6 protein-coding genes are annotated in these 19,329 nt (G+C 47.5%); 4 read left to right on the top strand and 2 right to left on the bottom strand.

The features are described from left to right. Positions 1-35 precede the first annotated feature (35 nt). Positions 36-1,253, top strand: coding sequence for a hypothetical protein (locus MJO52_RS15625; protein ID WP_252082881.1), 1,218 nt, complete (start codon positions 36-38; stop codon positions 1,251-1,253). Between the two features lie 543 nt (positions 1,254-1,796). Next, entirely contained in the window at positions 1,797-2,327 is a 531-nt protein-coding gene (locus MJO52_RS15620) for a redoxin domain-containing protein (RefSeq protein WP_252082879.1), read from the top strand. Between the two features lie 159 nt (positions 2,328-2,486). Here the strand turns inward: MJO52_RS15620 and MJO52_RS15615 are convergent, their stop codons facing one another. Both MJO52_RS15615 and MJO52_RS15610 read right to left on the bottom strand, forming a co-directional pair. After that, positions 2,487-2,873 (bottom strand): DUF2750 domain-containing protein, encoded by a 387-nt coding sequence (locus MJO52_RS15615; protein ID WP_252082877.1) that lies wholly within the window; start codon positions 2,871-2,873, stop codon positions 2,487-2,489. Positions 2,874-3,745: 872 nt separating this feature from the next. Further along, positions 3,746-4,912, bottom strand: a complete 1,167-nt coding sequence (locus tag MJO52_RS15610) for a hypothetical protein (protein WP_252082875.1) — start codon at positions 4,910-4,912, stop codon at positions 3,746-3,748. 3,546 nt (positions 4,913-8,458) lie between these two features. Between MJO52_RS15610 and MJO52_RS15605 the strand changes: the two genes are divergently transcribed. Next, entirely contained in the window at positions 8,459-13,114 is a 4,656-nt protein-coding gene (locus tag MJO52_RS15605) for a fibronectin type III domain-containing protein (RefSeq protein WP_252082873.1), read from the top strand. Positions 13,115-13,299: 185 nt separating this feature from the next. Further along, complete coding sequence (locus MJO52_RS15600; RefSeq protein WP_252082872.1) at positions 13,300-19,320, top strand: toxin TcdB middle/N-terminal domain-containing protein; 6,021 nt, start codon at positions 13,300-13,302, stop codon at positions 19,318-19,320. Positions 19,321-19,329 lie beyond the last annotated feature (9 nt).

Below are 19,329 nucleotides of genomic sequence, written 5' to 3'. Positions count from 1 at the left end.
ATCTAGAGCCGGGAAATAAATATAAGGAAACAACAATGACTCTTTGTAAACGACTAGGTGCGAGTCTCTCACTTGCACTAGCTGGCCTATTTGCTTCCGTATCTGCTGCGGCAGATAACTGCTATATCCTGGTTCACGGACATGGTACCGAAGGGCATATAAAACAGCGCACCAACTCCCAGGGTAAGTTAGAGCAACCAGCCCTAGATTATTGGAGTGAAGCTTTCTTTGATAAATATAACGGCAGTAATTTTATTGAGCAGCTGCGAATCAATGGCGGCAACTATGGAGTTGTAGGTTATAACTCCACCGATGAAGGTGAAATGCCTTACTGGCATGATGGCACAGCTGGCGAAATTGCCAGACAGATTATCGATATTCGCAGCGGTAAGGGAGATGGCTATCAACATGAGAATCAATGTAAAGCCGATGATACTTTTTGGGTGATTGCCCATAGCCAGGGCGCTGCACAAATGATGTACTTATCTGGTAACGCAGTGCCTGGGTCTCCTTATTACAATCGTGCTTATAATCAGTTTGATAGTAATACTATTACTGAGAGTAATAAGGTTTGTACTGGCCGCTGGTTTTGGAAGAGATGTAAAACGGAAACTAAAACCAGAAATGTTGCCGGTTTAGATGATCGCTATGCCGTAGAGGTTGACTTCGACAAAGCTATGAATGGTATTGCTGCGATCTTTACCACTGGGGGAGCTATTACAGGCACCGAGTTCGTAGATCGCCTGTGTAATGGTAGCTGGATCGAAAGCGTGGTTAACGATCTATTTATCGGTCGTGAATGCTCAGCGGTACGTTATCTGCAAACTAATGATGTTTACTCCGTGCGCAACTATGTGGGCACTAACTTGGCATCGCCCGTATATACCATTGGTGGTTATGCTGGTTTCCCTGGTGTTGCAACCGCAAGTTCTATACTGCTTGCTGGTGAGGACGATGGTTATATTAATCTCGCATCCCAGATGAACTGCTCCGGTTCTGCCAAGCGTAATCTCTATTCAGACCTGAAGGAATATAAAACCTTCCTGGGCATTGCCTATGGCAGCGCTATCTTCTCCTGTGACAACGATCACAAGGGCACAGCGCGTTCATATAACCTGGCAAGCCTCTATACTGACCACGATGCACAGCGTAATGGTGGCATTATGTCCCCAGATTATACCGGCATTCCTAATGGTCTGAACTGCGGTATTGGTAAGAACAGCGCTGGTCGTATTGCTGCCTGTACTCAGTAATTTTTAGATTTACTTTTGTGCCTTTTTTGGCACATTAGGGGGCTTAATCGCTTCCTGCTTCCTCACAGGATAAAGCCCGCTTATTTATAGCGGGCTTTTTTTAGGGGAAGTTCAAGGTGGGTGGTATCAACTGCTGTTACTTATCAGTGCCATTCAGTCATCTTTTCCTCGGAAATGCTGCGTATTCCAAAACATTAGCTATCTATATTGTTTATTGTATGGGGCTTACCGGAATAGTTCGAAGAACTCATTCCAGGGAAATATATATCTGGCAGTGCCTGTCAGTAATGTCTGTAGATAGTCTCGCTCAGTGAAAATATATCCTTTAAAGAGTATCAAATAGAATAAAACTGATAAGAGTTACTTCATATGTTCACCTGTATTTAATATTTGATTTTTTTGTCCGATTAGTCATAACTATAGCTTCTATCATTGGAGAGTGGGCGATGTAGTCCTCTTTACATTTGGCTTCTCAAGTCAGTCGTGTTCTAAAAGGCTAGTCTTGATGGAGTGTCTTTGGCAGTAGTCTTATGGAGCGGCTTTATGGGCAATCTTAAGTTGGCAGCGGGTGTTGAAATCCCTGCTATTGAAGTGGCCAAGCTGGGTGGTGGAAAAATTCAGCTGGGTAAAACGGAAGGGAGTTTCCCCTGGCAAATGGTAGTGGTTTATCGAGGTAAGCACTGTCCGCTCTGTACCAAGTATTTACGGGAATTGAATGTGCTGCTGCCGAGATATCATGAAGAGGGCGTTTATGTGACAGCTGTGTCAGCGGATAGCGCTGAGAAAGCGTCTGAACAAATGAAGGAGGTCAAACCAGATTTTCCGATAGGTTACAATTTATCCATCCCTCAGATGCAGCAACTGGGAGTCTATATCTCCAATCCCAGGTCTCCAGAGGAAACTGATAAGCCTTTTGCCGAACCCGGGATTTTTGTGATTAATGAGGCTGGTAAGCTGCAAATCGTTGATATTTCTAATGCACCCTTCGCCAGACCAGACTTGCAGACCTTGTTGATGGGGATCGAGTTTATTCGAAATCCGGAGAATAACTATCCAATTCGGGGAGCCTACTAAAGCTACTCATCTGAGGGTTAGCCTCCTAAAAACGCAATAAAAACCCCATTGGAATGTGAGATTTTTATTGCGAGTTAACGGTTAACTTTGTAGCTATTTATTAGTTCTTTTTATAGTGTTAGAGGTTTGCCATAGAACCTCAGTTTGAGGCTAGTGACATTAGAAATTATTCAACTCTTCACGTAGGTCGTGTTCCAGCTCCTCAGTGCCAGTAATCCATACGCTTTTATCTGGTGCGGGGAATACACCAACTTCAATATTATCTTTTCTCAAGCCGGGGAGCCATTTCTTCAGAAACTGTGGCAGGGGAATACTTTTAGGCGTGAGTTCGGTTTCATCTTTAGCATAAGCGCTAGCAAATTCTGACGTAGGCCATACGGGTAAATATTCAAAACCTCCGTCCTCATCGGTATGTATTTTGAGGAAGCAGTTTTGGTTATCGACTAATATCCAAATTTCCCGCTCTTCACCGATTGCACTCAGGAAATATTCGTATCGGTCTTCACAACTCTGGTTAATTACTTCATTTAGATTGGGAGTACTCATATATAAATTCGCAATGGCTGATTGGTAGCAGGCTGATATTTACAGGCCTGCTCGAATAAGTGTGTAACAGTAACACAGTCAATGCGTGGCATTATGCGCGAATACAAGATACTGTCCAGATGGTTTGATGTGTTGCCCGGTAGTAGATAGGAGCGGGAGAGATTCTATAGAACATAGGTCTATGAATGGTTTGGAGAGTAAATCGAAGTACTCTCAATAAAAATCGGCTTGAAGGCTTGTTTTCAGTACCTCTCTCTATGAGCGACAACTTTTCTTTTTGTGGTAATTCATTGGCCCGAAACCTGTTGCGAACTCTACCATATAATACAGTATAAAACCTCAATAAAATCAACTGGTTACGGGTTGATTTTTATAGTAGATAACGCTCAGATTTACTCTATCTAACGACGTTTATATTAGATAGGTACATTATCTGTTGGCTTAGCCTATTTTTGGCCTAGAGTCTCTAGTTGCTATTAGAGAAGCTCTGTCAATATTGGAGCTTGTTTATACAAGCTAGGGGCAGTTTATCATTGTGCAATTTAAGTAATGAGTCGATAAAGCTTCAGTTTCCACTGTTACTGCTCTTGTCACAAAGCTGTGATCAAGAAAGGTATCGAAAAGGGCTTTTGCCTGTGACTCTGAAATTCGGGGCAGCCAGCAGAGCATCGAGACCAGTGCCGAGTATTTCCCCGGTAAAGTTCTTGTGATGGCCGGGTAACCGCGAAAGCGGTTACCGAAAAGATCGCGCCTACCGGCGATCGTTTGGCCATGTTATGTGGCTACTCCTGGTTTCATTAAAGACATGGCGTGCCAGTTTCGCTTGCTGGAGTTTGGCAAAGTTGAATTACTATCGAGGAATTGCAGTTCCTTTAAGCAAGCCGCTCAAACTCTTTCTTCGACATGTACTTCGCAGTAGGGTAGTAGGGCCCCATGACCAGGCTGTCCATAGGCGCGGGATTTTCTTCAGTAGGTATCGGAATATTGAGGGGTGAGTTTGGCCAGTCGTAGTTGCTCAGTGACGCCTGGTAGCGTATGTAGACGCAGTTGACCCAGCTGCGAGCGCCGATGTAATGTCCCTCGCCAGCCCCGAACTCAATCCATTTGACGCCGTGCTCGCGGTCTGCATTTTTGGGCCGATCGATCGCCCGGCTCATGACGATAGTGAACTTACGATCCTCAACCAGTGGTATCTCTTCATCGAAGATTGTCGACCACCCCAGACCCGACGGCGCCGTGCCCCCAGTGGTAAGAGACCAGTAGCGTACCTGGGTTTGCTCTTCGGGCCAGCTCACCTGACCATGCTTGGTTTTAGGAAAAGTCGGCATCTTACCTTCGATCACCACGACCTCGCCAAAAGCTAGCGAGAACAGTCCAACCATGTATACAGTGTCGGGGTTGTTCAGCCATGCACCGTCATTGCTTGCAGGGCAACGGATAACCCGCTTGATCGGATCGGGGATGAAGGCGCCTTTGACACTGTAATCCATATTCCAGAATCGCTGGAACATGGGGGCGGGCATGGCAGGTGCATTGACCCGGTCCCAGGAATCCTCGATCAATTGAAGCCACTCTTTAGTCGGGAATTCCTGCTTCTGCCCCTCCTTAGAAGCCAATAATGTACGGCACATTCTCTCGCCTGTTAGCACCGTATCGTCGCTGTTGTACAAGCCCTCTTCGCTCTGGATCGGGGCTTCCGGAAGATGCAGCGTGACTGTTGGTAGGCCCAGCTCAACTGGCAGCCCGCGCTCCTCAAGAGGCGGCATACGTACGTTGCCTGTGCCATCATAGCCGTTGTCGGGCATATAGTTACGAAACGCGAGGTGGATGCTGGCTCGCTCAGAGTTGGTACCGGTATAAAGTGTATTGGGGCGCGGCTTGCGAGGAGCTTGCCCCGAGCGGATATATACCGTGTAGCGTCGGCGTTCTGTCTGCACATCGCGTCTATTGGGCGACATAAAAGGGTTGATTGAGCCCTCATCGGGCACGATTTGGTCGTCACGCAAGTAAGTGCCATTCCCCTGTACTCCGCCCGGCAAATTGTTTGCGATGGTGAGTGAGAAATAACGCAGGTGACCGTAATGTCCTCGCAGCTTCAGATAAGCGCCTTTTGGCAACTTGAACTGACCGACGAAATAGGTGGAATTTTGATCCGGGTAGGCATTCGCGACTTGAATATCCTGATGCCCGCGCAATAAACCGTAATCGAGCCCCTTCGGCCCACCCCAGAAGCAGCTTAAGCGCTGGTAACGCCAATTAGTGACCTCGACAACAGTCATGGGTACCGGCGTGAGTGCAGTCGTGTCGCCAGGCAAGGTAGTCGGCTCAACCTCTTCCGTGCGTTCAGGTGTCACTTCATCGTTCTTCATGGGGAGTCTCCAAGTGATGCTGTGCCTCGGCCAGTAGCCTAGGGCCCCTGGGCAGAGCGTTTGCGTGTGAGTTTTATTCGTGTCATTTTGTTATCTGGGGGGACATCAAGTGAATTGGGCTCACTTACAGAGTGAGAACCTATAGCATAGAAATTTAGATTTATGCTTGCTTTACGCGACATTTTTCATGCGATGACGTGGCAGGATTAAGCACACCTTTTCGTCGCCATTTTATTTGCACGAAACTATGAGATTTTGTCGAAAGCTAGCCTCCTCTATGAGTACGCTGGCTTCCAGCAAGATAGAGTCGTACAAGTCATTGCTACTCCCTCAGTTCAACTAGCTTTATGAAGAGCGCTTCCTGAGGCTTGACCACTAAAACGAAAGCGAATTTAGCCGATTTCGTACTCAACGATATTGGACTTCTGTCTAAGGCTGTTGAGTCGCTCGATATCTTGTGTATTTGGTAAATTAAAAATGCAGATCTTCGATAGCTGTTTCATCAGCCCAAACTATGCGGTAATAGATTTTTAGGGGATAGGCTAGGTTGGCTGAGGGGATTGTGTCCAAGCGCTCTAGAAAATAACGTTTGTATTTTTATATTGTACGCTTCGCGCCGCCCATGCCGAGCAGGTACTGTTATAGCTGCTTACCGGGGATCGGCCCCATAGAAAATTCCCCGAGGCCTTACAATCGCCTCCTCCTCTTCGATCGATACTCCAGTGGACCAAGGCTTTATCAATGTCGGTTAGGGTGCTTTGCGTGAGTGGCTAGCTGTTATTGGGGACGCCCACATGGATCCGGCCAAAACGTTAGTTTCCTGTATCTAATTCTATACCCCAAGGCCAGCATCTAATCTGATTTACTAACTGCTGATGCTCTTTCATCCTCAATTTGTAGAACTACTCACCTTCGTTGGGTTTATGCCTGGGCGCCGTATCAGGATTCTCTAGTCTGGCAATTACAATGGCTTTATGATTGCCTAAAATATTGAAGTAGGTTTTGTGATCAATAAGCGTGAGTAAAGACTCGCTGCTAGGGCTTCTATCGTTCATATCTCCAAGGCAAAACAGACGGTTACAGGATGGATCAAAAGCAACCTCTTGCGGTTGTTTATCTAATTGGTACAAGTGGCCATGTATATCTCGGACAATAAAATCTAGACCAAAGTTTTTTCTGTCAATCTTCAGACAGGTACTCATAGTATTAAGAGTGAGTTACTTAACTTTACAATGCTGTGCTTTGACAATTATGAATTGCTTCGCATCGATAGATTATGTGAATTCTGTTTTACTTCCTGTCTCTTTGCAGATTTCATTACAAGTTGCATTAGGTCCAAAAAATATATGACCATTTAGACACATGAACTCTTTGTGAACCTGTTTGTGCATGGTCAGTATGGCCTTCTCTTTTTTATAAGCTGTCCTCCAATGACGCTGTGCATATGATCTGCTGATTATACGAAGTTTGCTAACGCTGAGAGTAGCAGGCTATCCTACATGCTAATTAACCAGATGCCTCTCTGGCCGATGCAGCGGATGCATAGTACAGCTTACAGGTGTGCCAGATACTTATAGTTTATGCTGATCCCACTAGTAAAATATTAAAGTATAGGGGTTTGAAAACGTGCTGCTCTAGATTGTGACCATTAAGTTGATGACCCGCTTTCAGCCTCTGATTAACGTTAGTATTGAGCTGATAATGTAGTGACTCCTCAAATGGTAGCTTGCTTCGGCTACGGATAATGGCAGCCTGGAAGGCCCACCTTGTGCCATCATTTCGCCATTCCCGTAGTGATACTCTGGATAATGATAGTGAAACTGCACTATATAAATTCATAATCTTCTACTTCTATTGGGAAGCTGGGATTTTTATTCGCCGATGAGTTGCGAAGAAACAAAGCCCATTTTCTTGAGACGCTTGTCACTCTAAGTTATGTGTGGGCTTCGTTTTGTCGGATAATCCAGGTGGTTGAGCGTATTGTATAGTCGGAATGATTGTGCTGATTAGGTGATGTAGTGAAAATGAGGGGGATAAAATAAAAGGACTGATTATGATAACAAAGATAGGTAAGTGGTTCAGTGGAGTACTATTTCTGGGGGTTGTGGCAGTTTCAATCTTCGCTGTCAACGCCATTTATTTTAAACCTTGGTCTATCAATATTTTTTTGAAAGGGCATTTTTTAAGATCTAAGGAGTCAGTCCAGGAAATCTCACTATGTACGGTATTCTTGAGAAATTTGGGTTAGATGAGCGCAATGCACATCTCGATGATGTGTCTGATAAAGAGCAGCAACGTAAATTACTGAAAGCATAAAAATGCGACCTGGGTAATTACAAGTCTCGCTACTTCCCTGTAATACGTGCACTTATAAACAAAGGTAATTTTACCATTTCTGAGGTGGTAGCAAGCACAAATATATCTCAGCTGGCAGTAATTCAAGTTATGAAGAGTGTGATTAAGTAAAGATTGGTACGAGTGTCATTAGGTGAAGATGCGAGAGAGTGAAAAATTCGGTTGATTCGCAAAGGTAGCCCTTTATTACCTGGGTTTAAGGCCGTAATGGATGGCCACATTGGAAACTGAGAAACCCCTTAATGCCGCGCTTTCGGTGTCCCTTCCTGAGTTGCTTGGCAATGCAATTAGAGTATTGGAAAAGTGCTCTTATCTGGCCCGGATGCAGCAAGGCATTTTGATGAAAGATGGGGATGATTGATCAATGTGAAAATAAAATTCACTCGCCAAGCATCTGCAATAATTATATAGAGTGACTTTTTGTGACACTTAAGGTGGCATTAAAGAATAAATTGTAGTTCTACCACTAAAGTTTCAAAATTTCTGAAGGTTAATCTGCCTGGGGGTGAGATTAACCTTGTTGCTATTTATAAGTTTTCCTTCAGTTGCACTTTTTTGGAATGTTCTTTATCAACGGAATGGTAGTTGAAAACTAGTACTGTATTTAAGAAATGTAATTTTCTGTAAGAATGAATTTGGCGACTTGGTCGTAAAAGTTGCTTATATTCTTGTGTGCCTCTAATTCTTGTGGTTTCTCTCTGTGAGTATTCAAGGTTTTGTGGTTTTGAAGTTAAATATGTTTTCAGTGGGAGGTGTTTGGAGGGTATTTATTATTTTACAGATGTTTTTGAAAAGTTTGGATTAGATTCTGATGTTTGTCAGTGTTTTATCTAGATAAATTATAATAACTTGGTTTGATAAATGTTTACTTATATTCGTAATTTATTTGTACTGCAGCTAGTTTTTGCTAGTGCAGTTGCATATGGAGATTACCTGGATGGTCCTAGTGTGGATACTGACGGGAACTTTTCTTTGGAGTATATGCCGGTAGATGCTTCATTTTCCTTGAGTCGAACATATTTGAAAGAGTATAAAAACGGTAACTATGTACGAACTCTCTCCCTGAATTCATGGGGAACGTCAAATAAATTTGTTTCGATATCTGGGCTTTCTGCTGGTACCTATCATTATGAATACTGGCATGAGTTTGAGGAGTGTATCCCAGACGACGATTTTAACCGGAATGCTTTGAGAGCTCCCGAGCTATGTAGGGGGGATACTATAGAGTATGAAACTGTCATCGCCACACATACTGTTAATGTGGTAACTCAGTTGCCAGTGCCTTCCAGTATTAGTTATACCTCTTTCGATAGTGATGGAACCTACCCGATTAGCTGGTCCTCAGTTACTCACGCAAGTAAGTATGAGCTTTACCGCAGCCTGAATGGTGGTTCTTGGAATAGAGTTTATAGCTCATCAGGGACTAGCTTCCCTGAAAGCAGCCGTTCCAATGGCAACTACCAGTATCGTGTACGCGCTTGTGTTTCTAACATATGTAGTGGTTACAAGACCGGCGGAACTATGAAGGTAGAGCATACTCCATCGGTTCCATCTTCCATCAGTGTACCCAGCTATACACCCTCTAGCAGTGCAAATCTAAGCTGGTCTGCCAGTAGCGGGGCCACTCGTTATGAATTACAGCAACGCAAGGATAATGGAAGCTGGTCGGGTAATATTTATTCTGGTTCCGCTACCAGCAGAACTGTTTCTTCATTGAGTCATGGAAGCAACTATCGATATAGAGTGCGTGCTTGTAATACTACCTGCTCTGGTTATCGTGAAGGAGGGGATTTGATTGTCTCTTATCGCCCTGGAGTACCTACTCCTAGCCTATCAACGAAGAACAGCCCAGATGGTAAATACACACTTAGCTGGAATGCCATGCAATTTGCCGCTATCTATCAGGTTTTGGATGCTAACGGTTCATCTATTTATAGTGGCTCGGGCCTGAGTAAGAGTTTTACTGATATTAATAACGGTACATACAGCTATAAGGTACGCGCTTGTAACGAAAATAAATATGCCTGTTCCGATTATTCCTCACTGGTAACAGTTAAGGTCGATCGCGACGTAGGTGTGCCGGTATTGTCAATAGATTCAGCGGAGAGTTGGAAAGGAAAGCTTACCCTAAATTGGGGAAAAGTGGATAAAGGCGGCCTCGAAGTTAAATATGAGGTGTTGGATAATACTGGCAAGCAAATTTATCTTGGTACTGATCTAAAATTCACTATCACAAACTTGAGTAATGGACAGTACTGCTACAAGGTTCGAGCACTGACCTCTAGCGATCAGTCCAGTTATTCTCCGCAAGATTGTTCTACTGTTGCCATACTGCAACCACCAGTAGTACCAGACTATATCACTTTGCCTTCTTCTACTGGTGAGGGTTATACAGTGAACTGGCCATCGGTCGATAACGCCGATAGCTACCTCTTGCAGCAACGTATTAATGGTAACAGTGAGTCGGCTTGGCAAACTGTATACTCGGGCTCTGGTAATGTTTATGACTACAATGCCTCTCCATTCGTATACGGTACCCACGATTATCGTGTCCAAGCTGCTAACAAGGCAGGTTCATCCGACTTCAGTGACACTTTTACAGTTACTGTTGAAGTTGATCCAACGGTACAGATCCGTAAGCAACTCTATTACAATGAAGCCGATCAAGTACCGGCAGCTCAACATAATCCGGCTCAAGGTATTTTCTCCCGTGATAAAGCGGCCTTCCGCTACCTGGACCTGATGTATATCGTTGATACCGACACCAATACGGTCATCAACCCTTATGCCAGTGGTGAAGCCACGGTTGAATTTTCCAGCCTGTATGACACTGTTGAGCGTAACCTCGCCACTGATGTGGAAGCGTTTATTTTTGAGCAGCTGACCCATCATCCCGACAATGAAAACCTGCAGCGTTTCACGCTGGATGTTTACTACGATCGCGCGGTAGCGGAAATGATCCTGGCCAATGAAGCCCTGGATAATGCTCGTATCAGCCGCCTGCGTAACGAAGCGGTGGAGGTTGAAGTTGGTCATATAGAAACCGCACACCAGTTGTTGAAAGACGCCCTGGAGCAATACAACTCCCTGCTGGCTTATGCACCGGAGTTTTTAGCGCAGTGGGGCCCTACCCGTGGCCAAATCAGCCCCCGTTACTACGACCCCAACGACCTGGCACAAAAAGATGTAACCCCGGCAGAATTACTGTTCACCGGTTACAAAGATGTCACCATGCTCTATCAGCTAATGAGCAAGTTGGTTTCTACTAAAGTGCAGCAAGCGCGTTTGGCCGTCGTAGCCGGACAGACCAATACCACCTTGTTGGCGCAAATGGTTGATGAGATGGACACGCTGCGCAGTGAGCTGATTGCCAAAGAGGCATCGTTGCGTGCGATCTTTCCGAATGTCGACTTTACCCAGGTGCAAGGTTTCTCCGGCCTGCCTGAAGCTGTATCCGAATGGAATACCCATATCAGCGATTTGGAAAACTCAGTGAGCTGGCTCACTGGAGAAACCAATATTCTGGGTCTGCCCCAGGATGCTGTGTTGCTGGTACAGGGCTACGGTATTGATGGCAACACCGTGTTTGACTCCTTCGATGCACTGAGTGACTTTCTGGGCAACGAAAGCAGTGGCCCTATTGCCACAGCGCAAAACAGTTTGGTAGCAGCAAAAACCAGCTATGAGAACTATCGCCACAGCGCCGATAAGCTCGCTACGGAATATACCGATCGTCACCAGCAACTGGGCAACTGGTTGTACAGCTTGCTGGGCCTGGAATTCCCGAGTAATTGTTTTAACCAAGACTGCATCATTATTGAAGAGTCTGCGCAGCAAGGTAGTGAAATTGCGCTACAGGCGAAAAACATCGAGCTCGCGGAAATTGCGCTGAGTAATAATTTGCAGCGTATGGAAAATCTGCTGGATACGATTCAAATTGAAATTGAGCGACGCGCGGAAGAAGAGGGTATCGTCGACGGCATGTCGAAGATCATCCTGGATTATGGCTCCAAGCAGGAATCCATTTCGAAGCAGATCACCAATATTCGTGAAGAAGCGGAGAAATCCAGAAAGCGGGGTGGCTTCCTGAAAGTGGTGGGTGGCGCGATCAAAGCGTATTTCACCGGGGATACAAGCACTATGAAGCAGGGTATTGGTCAGGTAGTTTCCAGCCATAAGAATCTCAAGAGTATTAAAGAGATTGGTAAACTGGAGGCGCTGAGCATTCGCCTGGGCGCAGAGGAGCGAGCGAAGCTGAATGACAGCACGAATAAACTGCTTGATGTGGAAAGCCGTGCACGTGTGCGCACCATGTGGCTGGAAGCGAATACCATCGCTCTGGATATTGCCCAGGCAGAAGCGACCGTAGAGCAGGAAGTTGAGCGCCTGATCGGTATGCTTAATCAGGCACAGCGGGTTATGAGCCAGATGTTCACCACCAACGCTAACCTGGCAGAGCGTTATTTTGCTGACCCGATTCACGCCAGTCGCCTGACTACAGAAATGCTGCGTGCGGAACGTCACTTTGAAGAAGCGCAGAAATGGTTGTTCTACACGGTTAGTGCACTAGAGTACAAGTGGCAGGAGCCTTTTGTTGGTCCCAGTAGTGGATATAGGAAAGAGGCTATTTATGGCTTGCGTAATGCTGAGGAGCTGAGGGATTTCCACAGTGAGATGTTGTCTTTCGATCAGTTGCGTGACCTGAATGGCACTCAGCAGGCAACGGATAAATTCTCGCTTAAGGACGATGTGTTCGGTTATGTGGATCTTATCAGTGGTATCACGCAAAGCTATCCACACCCTGATCCTGAGCAGCAGAATGGCTCTTTGTTAAGCTCTGAGAAAGCTTTTCAGGAAAAACTGCGTTTGTTATCGCGTTCTATCCGTGAAGACATTTGGGTAACTGTGGAATTTAGTACTGCGAAGGAGTTACCACGCAGTACTTTCTTCAAGGGGCCTGTAATTGCGGACGATGATGATCTGACTTGCTTGGCAGCCGGAGGTACATACCTGGATAAAATTGAGACTATTGGACTCAATATTCCAGTCAAGTATAGCCTTATTAATGAAACTGAAGTGCCAGCGTTCTTAACCTACGGAGGTACCAGCTTCCTACGTAGTAAAACGCCAGGTACTTTGGTGGACAACGAAGGTGATGTGGGCATTCAAGGTGAGTTAATTACCCATAGTCCTCGTTTCTGGGATACCGGGGAAGGTAGCAATTTAGCCTTCCGTGATAGTTATCGCGTATTTATGTCTGCAAATCTGGATACGTTTAACACCGGTTCTGGCTCCAATTCCACGATTACTAGCGTCTTCAAGGAGCGCAGTGTCGCCGCAACAGGTTGGCGCTTATCGATTCAATTGAAAGATCGGTTTGGTCAGCTTGTAGATATTGATGCGATTAAGGATATTGAACTGATCTTCAATCATCGCTATAAATCAAGAAATTTTGATACCTGTGGTGATGATGATATTGGTCCGCTATTATTGCTGAAGCAGCCAGTAATTCACTAATCCAATCAGTCTAACTTCTAAAAAATAGAGAACCTTCTTGGCAATCCAGTGGCATTGATACCCCTGGATTGCTCCTCTATTTACAGGAGAAGTTACTAAATATCATCAATATTTATTTATAAATAAAAAAGAATTAATTTTTAAGATGCTTTTTATAAAGCGCTTTTTGTTAAACAAGGATGCTTATGCTGCGCAAATTATTGCTGTCTTGCTGCATGGTTGTGTCATCTACGGCTGCTGTTGCTGCCAATGAACACACCGCTTTGCAAGCGCCCGTTCTCAATCTGCCGACAGGTCCGGGCAGTATCTCCGGGCTCGGTGAGGCTTTCACCCCTAATTTAAATACCGGCACCAGTTCACGTCTAGTGAACTTGGCTGTGCCCCCTGGGCGCAATGGACTGGCTCCGGATGTATCACTGGAATACAACAGCGGGTTTGGTAACGGGCTATTGGGACTGGGGCATAAACTGGTTATTCCCTATATCCAGCGTCAAACCGACAAGGGCCTGCCTAATTATTCAGAGTGGGGTCAGACTGATCGGCAGGATAACGACCGCGATGGTCGCACCGATGAGTTTGATGAGTTTGATACGTTTATCAATCACCTGGGCGAAGAATTAGTTCTGGTGGAAGACGGTGTTTATCGCACCAAAAATGCCAGCGATTTTGCTCGCTACGAGCGTCTGTCGAAGGGTTGGCTGGTGACTCAATCCAACGGCCTGCGTTGGTATTTGGGGCAAGACTCTAATAGCCGAGTCAGTGGCAACAACGGCACATCGGTATTCTCCTGGTATCTAGAGGCGGTAGAAGATACCCATGGCAATCGTATCGACTATCAATATCGCAAGTTGGATGATGGTGTTCAGATTTATCTGGACAGGATTCAATATAATACGAATGGCGATATGGCGGTGCAGTTTCACTATGAAGACCGCCCTGACATCCTAACAAATTATAAAGCGGGTTTTGAGATTAAAACCGCTTATCGCTTGCAGCGCGTGGAAACACAATTTGCCGGGCGCCACTTACGTAAATACGAATTTTCCTATCAGCCGCTAACGGAATGGCAAAGCCTCTCTTTGTTACAGGAAGTCCATTCCAGTGCAGGCGAGGGCGAATCTACGGTAACCCTGCCACCAGTACGCTATGGCTACACCCACTATCAGCAGGATCAGGTGTTTATGTCACCGATGCCGGCTGCGAGTCAGGTACCACTGAATAACCCCGACGTTGCCTTCTTGGATATTAACCGCGATGGACTGCCGGATATTATTAACACCGCACCGAATAAAGACAGCTACTGGCTCAACCTAGGTCCAGGGGACGATGGCCTGCCGCAATGGCAGAACTATCGCGAAATGAGTACTTTTTCCTATAGCCGAATTTCTAATCCCGCCGTTACCTGGGCTGATATCGATGGTGACGGGCTGGTTAATATGCTGCAGTACAATTCCGGCAGTATTGATTACTTCCACTTGGATGAAACGCATAATTGGCAGTATAGCGGGGCACTCAATCGCCTGTATATTCCCCTGGACAGTCCAAACGTTGAAATGGTGGATATCAATAACGATAAGCGCATTGACGTTTTTACAACCTCTGCTAGCACTAATGGGAAGGTTACATCTCATATAGTGCAGTTGAACCACCCCGATGGCTGGTCGCAGCCCATCGAATTACCGATACCTGCAGATAGCCAGAGAGTGCGTTTGGGTGATCCCAATGTCTTTCTTCGGGATATGAACGGAGATGGTCTGCCTGATCTGGTTTGGGTTAGCAATGGCTACGCGGCTTACTACGCTAACCGTGGCCTGCAGGGTTTTGCTCCCGCAGTAGTGTTTGCCAATAGTCCCGATACGTTACACAACCTCAAGAATGTTCGTGTTACTGATATCAATGCCGACGGCCGCGCTGACCTGGTGTATCTGAATGGAACCCATGTATCCATCTGGCTTAACCAGGGCCTGAACAGCAACCAACATCAATTAGCTCAATTTAGCCAGCCACAACTGATTCAGGCCCAAGGCAATGTGGCTCCCGAAGAGGTGCGCCTAGTCGATATTAATGGTAACGGCTCTACGGATATTGTTTGGTACAGCCCCGGTCGCGGTGCTAATACTTTTTATTTCGCAGAGCTATTCCCCAATGAGCAACCGAATCAGCTAAAAACGATCGACAATGGCCTGGGTGCATTGACGACCCTGGAGTACGGCTCTGTTGTCGAGGAGATGGTGAGAGACCGCGAGGGTAACAGCTCCTGGTCGCAGGGTATCCCTGTGGCAATGCAGGTACTTAAGCGCGTTGTTGTGGATGATGGCCGCGGTGGTGAACAGCAAACCACCGAGATGGATTACTGGGACGGCTTTTACGATGCTGCCGATAAAGAATTCCAGGGCTTTGCACACAGTGAAGAGCGTCGCGTGGGCGATGCCAGTACCCCGACACTGGCAACCCGCTACGAATTCCACCTGGGCCAAAAAGCCGATGGCACCGAACAGGAAGCCCTACAGGGCAAGATCAAACAAATAGAAACCCGCGATGCCTTCGGCGGAATTTTCTGGCGAGAGGAAAATCAGTGGGAGTTGCGCCAACTGCTGTCCGGTTATGCCGAGGAAAGCCGCAAAGTCGAGTTTGCGGCTATGACCGAACGCCAGCAGCATATGCTGGAGCGAGGCAGCGGTACCCCAGTGACCCTTGCCTGGGAGTATGACTACGATAATTACGGCAATACCACTTATATCAAAGAGCTGGGCCGTACCGATGGCAACTGGCAGGACGAGCGTATTACCCAATTGCGCTTCAGTGCGGAATCCGCCTCTGCACAGGGCCACTGGTTCCTGCACCTACCGCTAGAGCGCAAGGTTACCGACCTATCGGGCCGCGCTGTGGCCAAAGAGCAGTGGTTCTACGATGATGAAAGTTTCTCCGCTGGTAATTTAGGCGCGGTCTCCAAGGGCAACCTGACCCTGCGTCGACTCTGGCACGATGCTGAGAGTGCAGATGCCTATGTTGCCGCAGAGCGCCACCGCTACGATGCCTTCGGCAACCGCATTCAAAGTTATGACCCCTTGTGGGACGCCAACACAGGCCACCAAACCAAAGTCACTTACGACTCGCAATATCATACCTTCCCAACAGAAGTGGGTTTGCATACCGGCAGCCGCTGGCTCACCGCTCGTGCGGGTTACGACAAAGGTCTGGGTGTACTTACCGACTACACCGACTTTAACGGACAGCAGACCCAATATGGTTACGACAGCCACGGGCGCCTCACTGCCATGGCCAAGCCAGGGGACAGCCTGCAACTCCCCACGGTTGAGTACGATTACCAACTGGCGCAGATGGTGGATGGTCACCGTATCAGCTGGGTAGAGACTCGCCAGCGCGAGCGGAGTGGTGCTAGCGGTACCATCGACAGCCGCCGTTTTTACGACGGTCTGGGCCGCACCCTGATGGTGCGCAGTGAAGCCGAGCAACCGGGACAGGTTGTGGTCAGCGATCACAGTAACTTTAATGCGCGCGGCCAAGTAGTGCAGACCGCACTGCCTTACTTTGCCCAGGGGCTCGCCTATCGCGCTAATGATAAAGGCCAGCACCACCGACAATATCTTTACGACGCCCAAGGGCGTACCCAGGAGGTTTATCAGCCCTATACCGCGCAAAGTGGGGAAAGTGTCTTCAATCGCATCACCTATTTGCCCATGGCACAGGTGCTGGAAGATGAAGAGCAAACTCGTGCGAACAGTGTTCACCATGGCGCCGCCAAAAAACTGGTGTTTGATGGCCTGCAAACGGCGCAGGGTGAGTACCGCCTGAGGCAAGTGGATGAAATTGTTGGAGCCAATACCCAGGGCGGCATCGGTGGTGCCACCTGGTCCACCTATTACGACTACGACCTCAATGGTAATTTTACCCGCCTGCAGGATGCGCAAAATAATGTGCGCACCATGCACTACGACGACCTGGGGCGTATGCGCTTCTTGGACGACCCCAACCGCGGACAGCGCTGGCAGTACTTTGACGATGCCGGCAACCTACTGGCCACCCGCGATGCCCTGGGGCAGGAGCGGCACTATCGCTACGACGGCGCCAACCGTCTCTTTGCCGAGTATCAATTATCGCCGCGAGGAGAAGCTCCCAGCGGCGCAAATTGGCAACCGGGCTTGCAGCTGGGCTCCACCTCACCGGTAGTCAGCTACCAGTACGACCAGCGCGGCGAAGAGGGCGGTGCCTTCCTGCTTGGGCGCCTGGCCAAAGTGACCGACCAAGCTGGCTTCGAGCAATGGGGATATGACGCACGCGGCCGAGTGGTACAGCGCCAGCGCAAGATTACCGGCCCACAAATTGACAGCCCCCTCTACACCACGCGCTTCGCCTATGACAGTGCTGGGCGTATGACACAGCAGTTCTACCCCGACAATAGCCGGGTGAACTTCGAATACAACACCCGCGGCCTGCTCGAGCGCATCCCGGGAGTGGTGGAACGCCTGGACTATACCGCCAATGGGGTTTTGCAGCACCAAGGGCTGGCCAATGGTGTTGAAACTGATTGGGGCTTTGACGAGCGCCAGCGACTGGCTGGCTTGCGCACCCAGCGCAGCGGGGACGCCCTGCCACTGCAACAGTGGGATTACCGTTTTGATGCCGTCTCCAATGTACTCGGTATCGACGATCAACGCCCCAGTGACGCTCTCGCCGCAATGGCTGCCGAACTCGGCGCAACCAGTGCTCAGGCAGCCTCCCTGGCAAAAAATATTGTCTACAGCTACGACGATGTCTATCGCCTGACCGGCGTTGCCGACGATATCGAGCAGGTTTATTACAGCTACGACAAAATCGGCAACCTGCTGCAAGTGGGTCGCGCGAGTGTCGACCTGGCAGATATGGCCACCGCTGGAAATACCCAGATCACAGATCTGCGTTACGGCGGCAGCCATGACAATGGCAACACTGGCGCCTCCAACCGCAGCAGCCGTGGCAGCCTGCCCGGACCCCAAGCGTTGAGCTGGGCTGAAGGCCTGATTGAATACGATGACAACGGTAATCGTACGCAAGCCGGCGACCAGACCTACCACTGGGACCACGACCAGCGCCTGACTTATGCCGGTAATAAGCAAGCTGCTGACCAGTACGGTTATGACTTTAAACACCAGCGCCGCTTTAAAATCACCGAACGTACAGGCGGAGCTCGCAGCGTCACTCTGTATATCGACGGAGATAGTGAAGTACGTGATGGCAAATTACTGAAGTACATCAGTGTTGGCCAGAAACGTATTGCCCGCAGTGACCAGAGTGGAGAAGTGTTCACGCCGACTGAGTATTACCTGCACACGCACGTAGGTTCTACCGACCTGACTCTGGATAAGGCTGGCAAGATCATTAATGCCTTTACCTATAAGTCTTACGGCGAGCTGGAAAATGTCTTCGGTGATAGTACCGCAGCACCTTACCGCTATGCGGGTAAAGAGCTGGATGAATCTACGGGGTTAGGTTACTTCGAGCGTCGCTACCTGCAGTCTGACTTTGGTACCTTTATCAGCCCGGATCCGGTGCTAAATCACTCGGGACGTTTTACGGATCCACAGCGTTGGACGCCTTATCGCTATGCGCGGAATAATCCGATTAACTTTATAGATCCGATGGGAGAGTCGGTTGTAGAAGCTGGTTCTGGTTCTGATTGTTGTGGTGGTGAACCTTCCAAGCCAAAGGAGGTAAAAATAACTGTAAGTGGAACACCAAATGGAAACTATGCGTCGAGTTGGGCTTATCCTGACGGTGACCCTAATAAAGTTTACCAAGCCCCACTGTATGATTTAACTGTTACTACGGGAGATAAATCAAAAACTTTTGAGGTGATAAGATTTGGGCCGAGAAATAAGGATGGAAAAATGTCAGTTGCAGGCTTGGCGGATAAGCAAACTCATACGATTGATTGGTATCCAGAATATGAGATACATAGTGCCAATACTGACGAAAATGGTGCTTGGATAGTTTATGATAACTTTCTAATTCATGATGGACCAGATAATGAAAGGGAAACGTTTGGGACAGCTGGTTGCTTGGAGATATGTGGTCCAAAAGGGTTTTCAACGTTCAATAAGACTTTGTTAGAATTTTCTGAAGCAAAGAGTTTAGATGATGTAAAGGCAAAAATTACGTATGAGTCTGCTGACAGGCCAAAACTTTCAGATTTTAAGCTAAGGTGAAGTCGATCA

Source organism: Microbulbifer variabilis (genome assembly GCF_023716485.1).
Taxonomy (GTDB): domain Bacteria; phylum Pseudomonadota; class Gammaproteobacteria; order Pseudomonadales; family Cellvibrionaceae; genus Microbulbifer; species Microbulbifer variabilis_B.
Note: the sequence above shows the minus strand (reverse complement) of the source record. Positions and strands in the feature narration are given on the sequence as shown.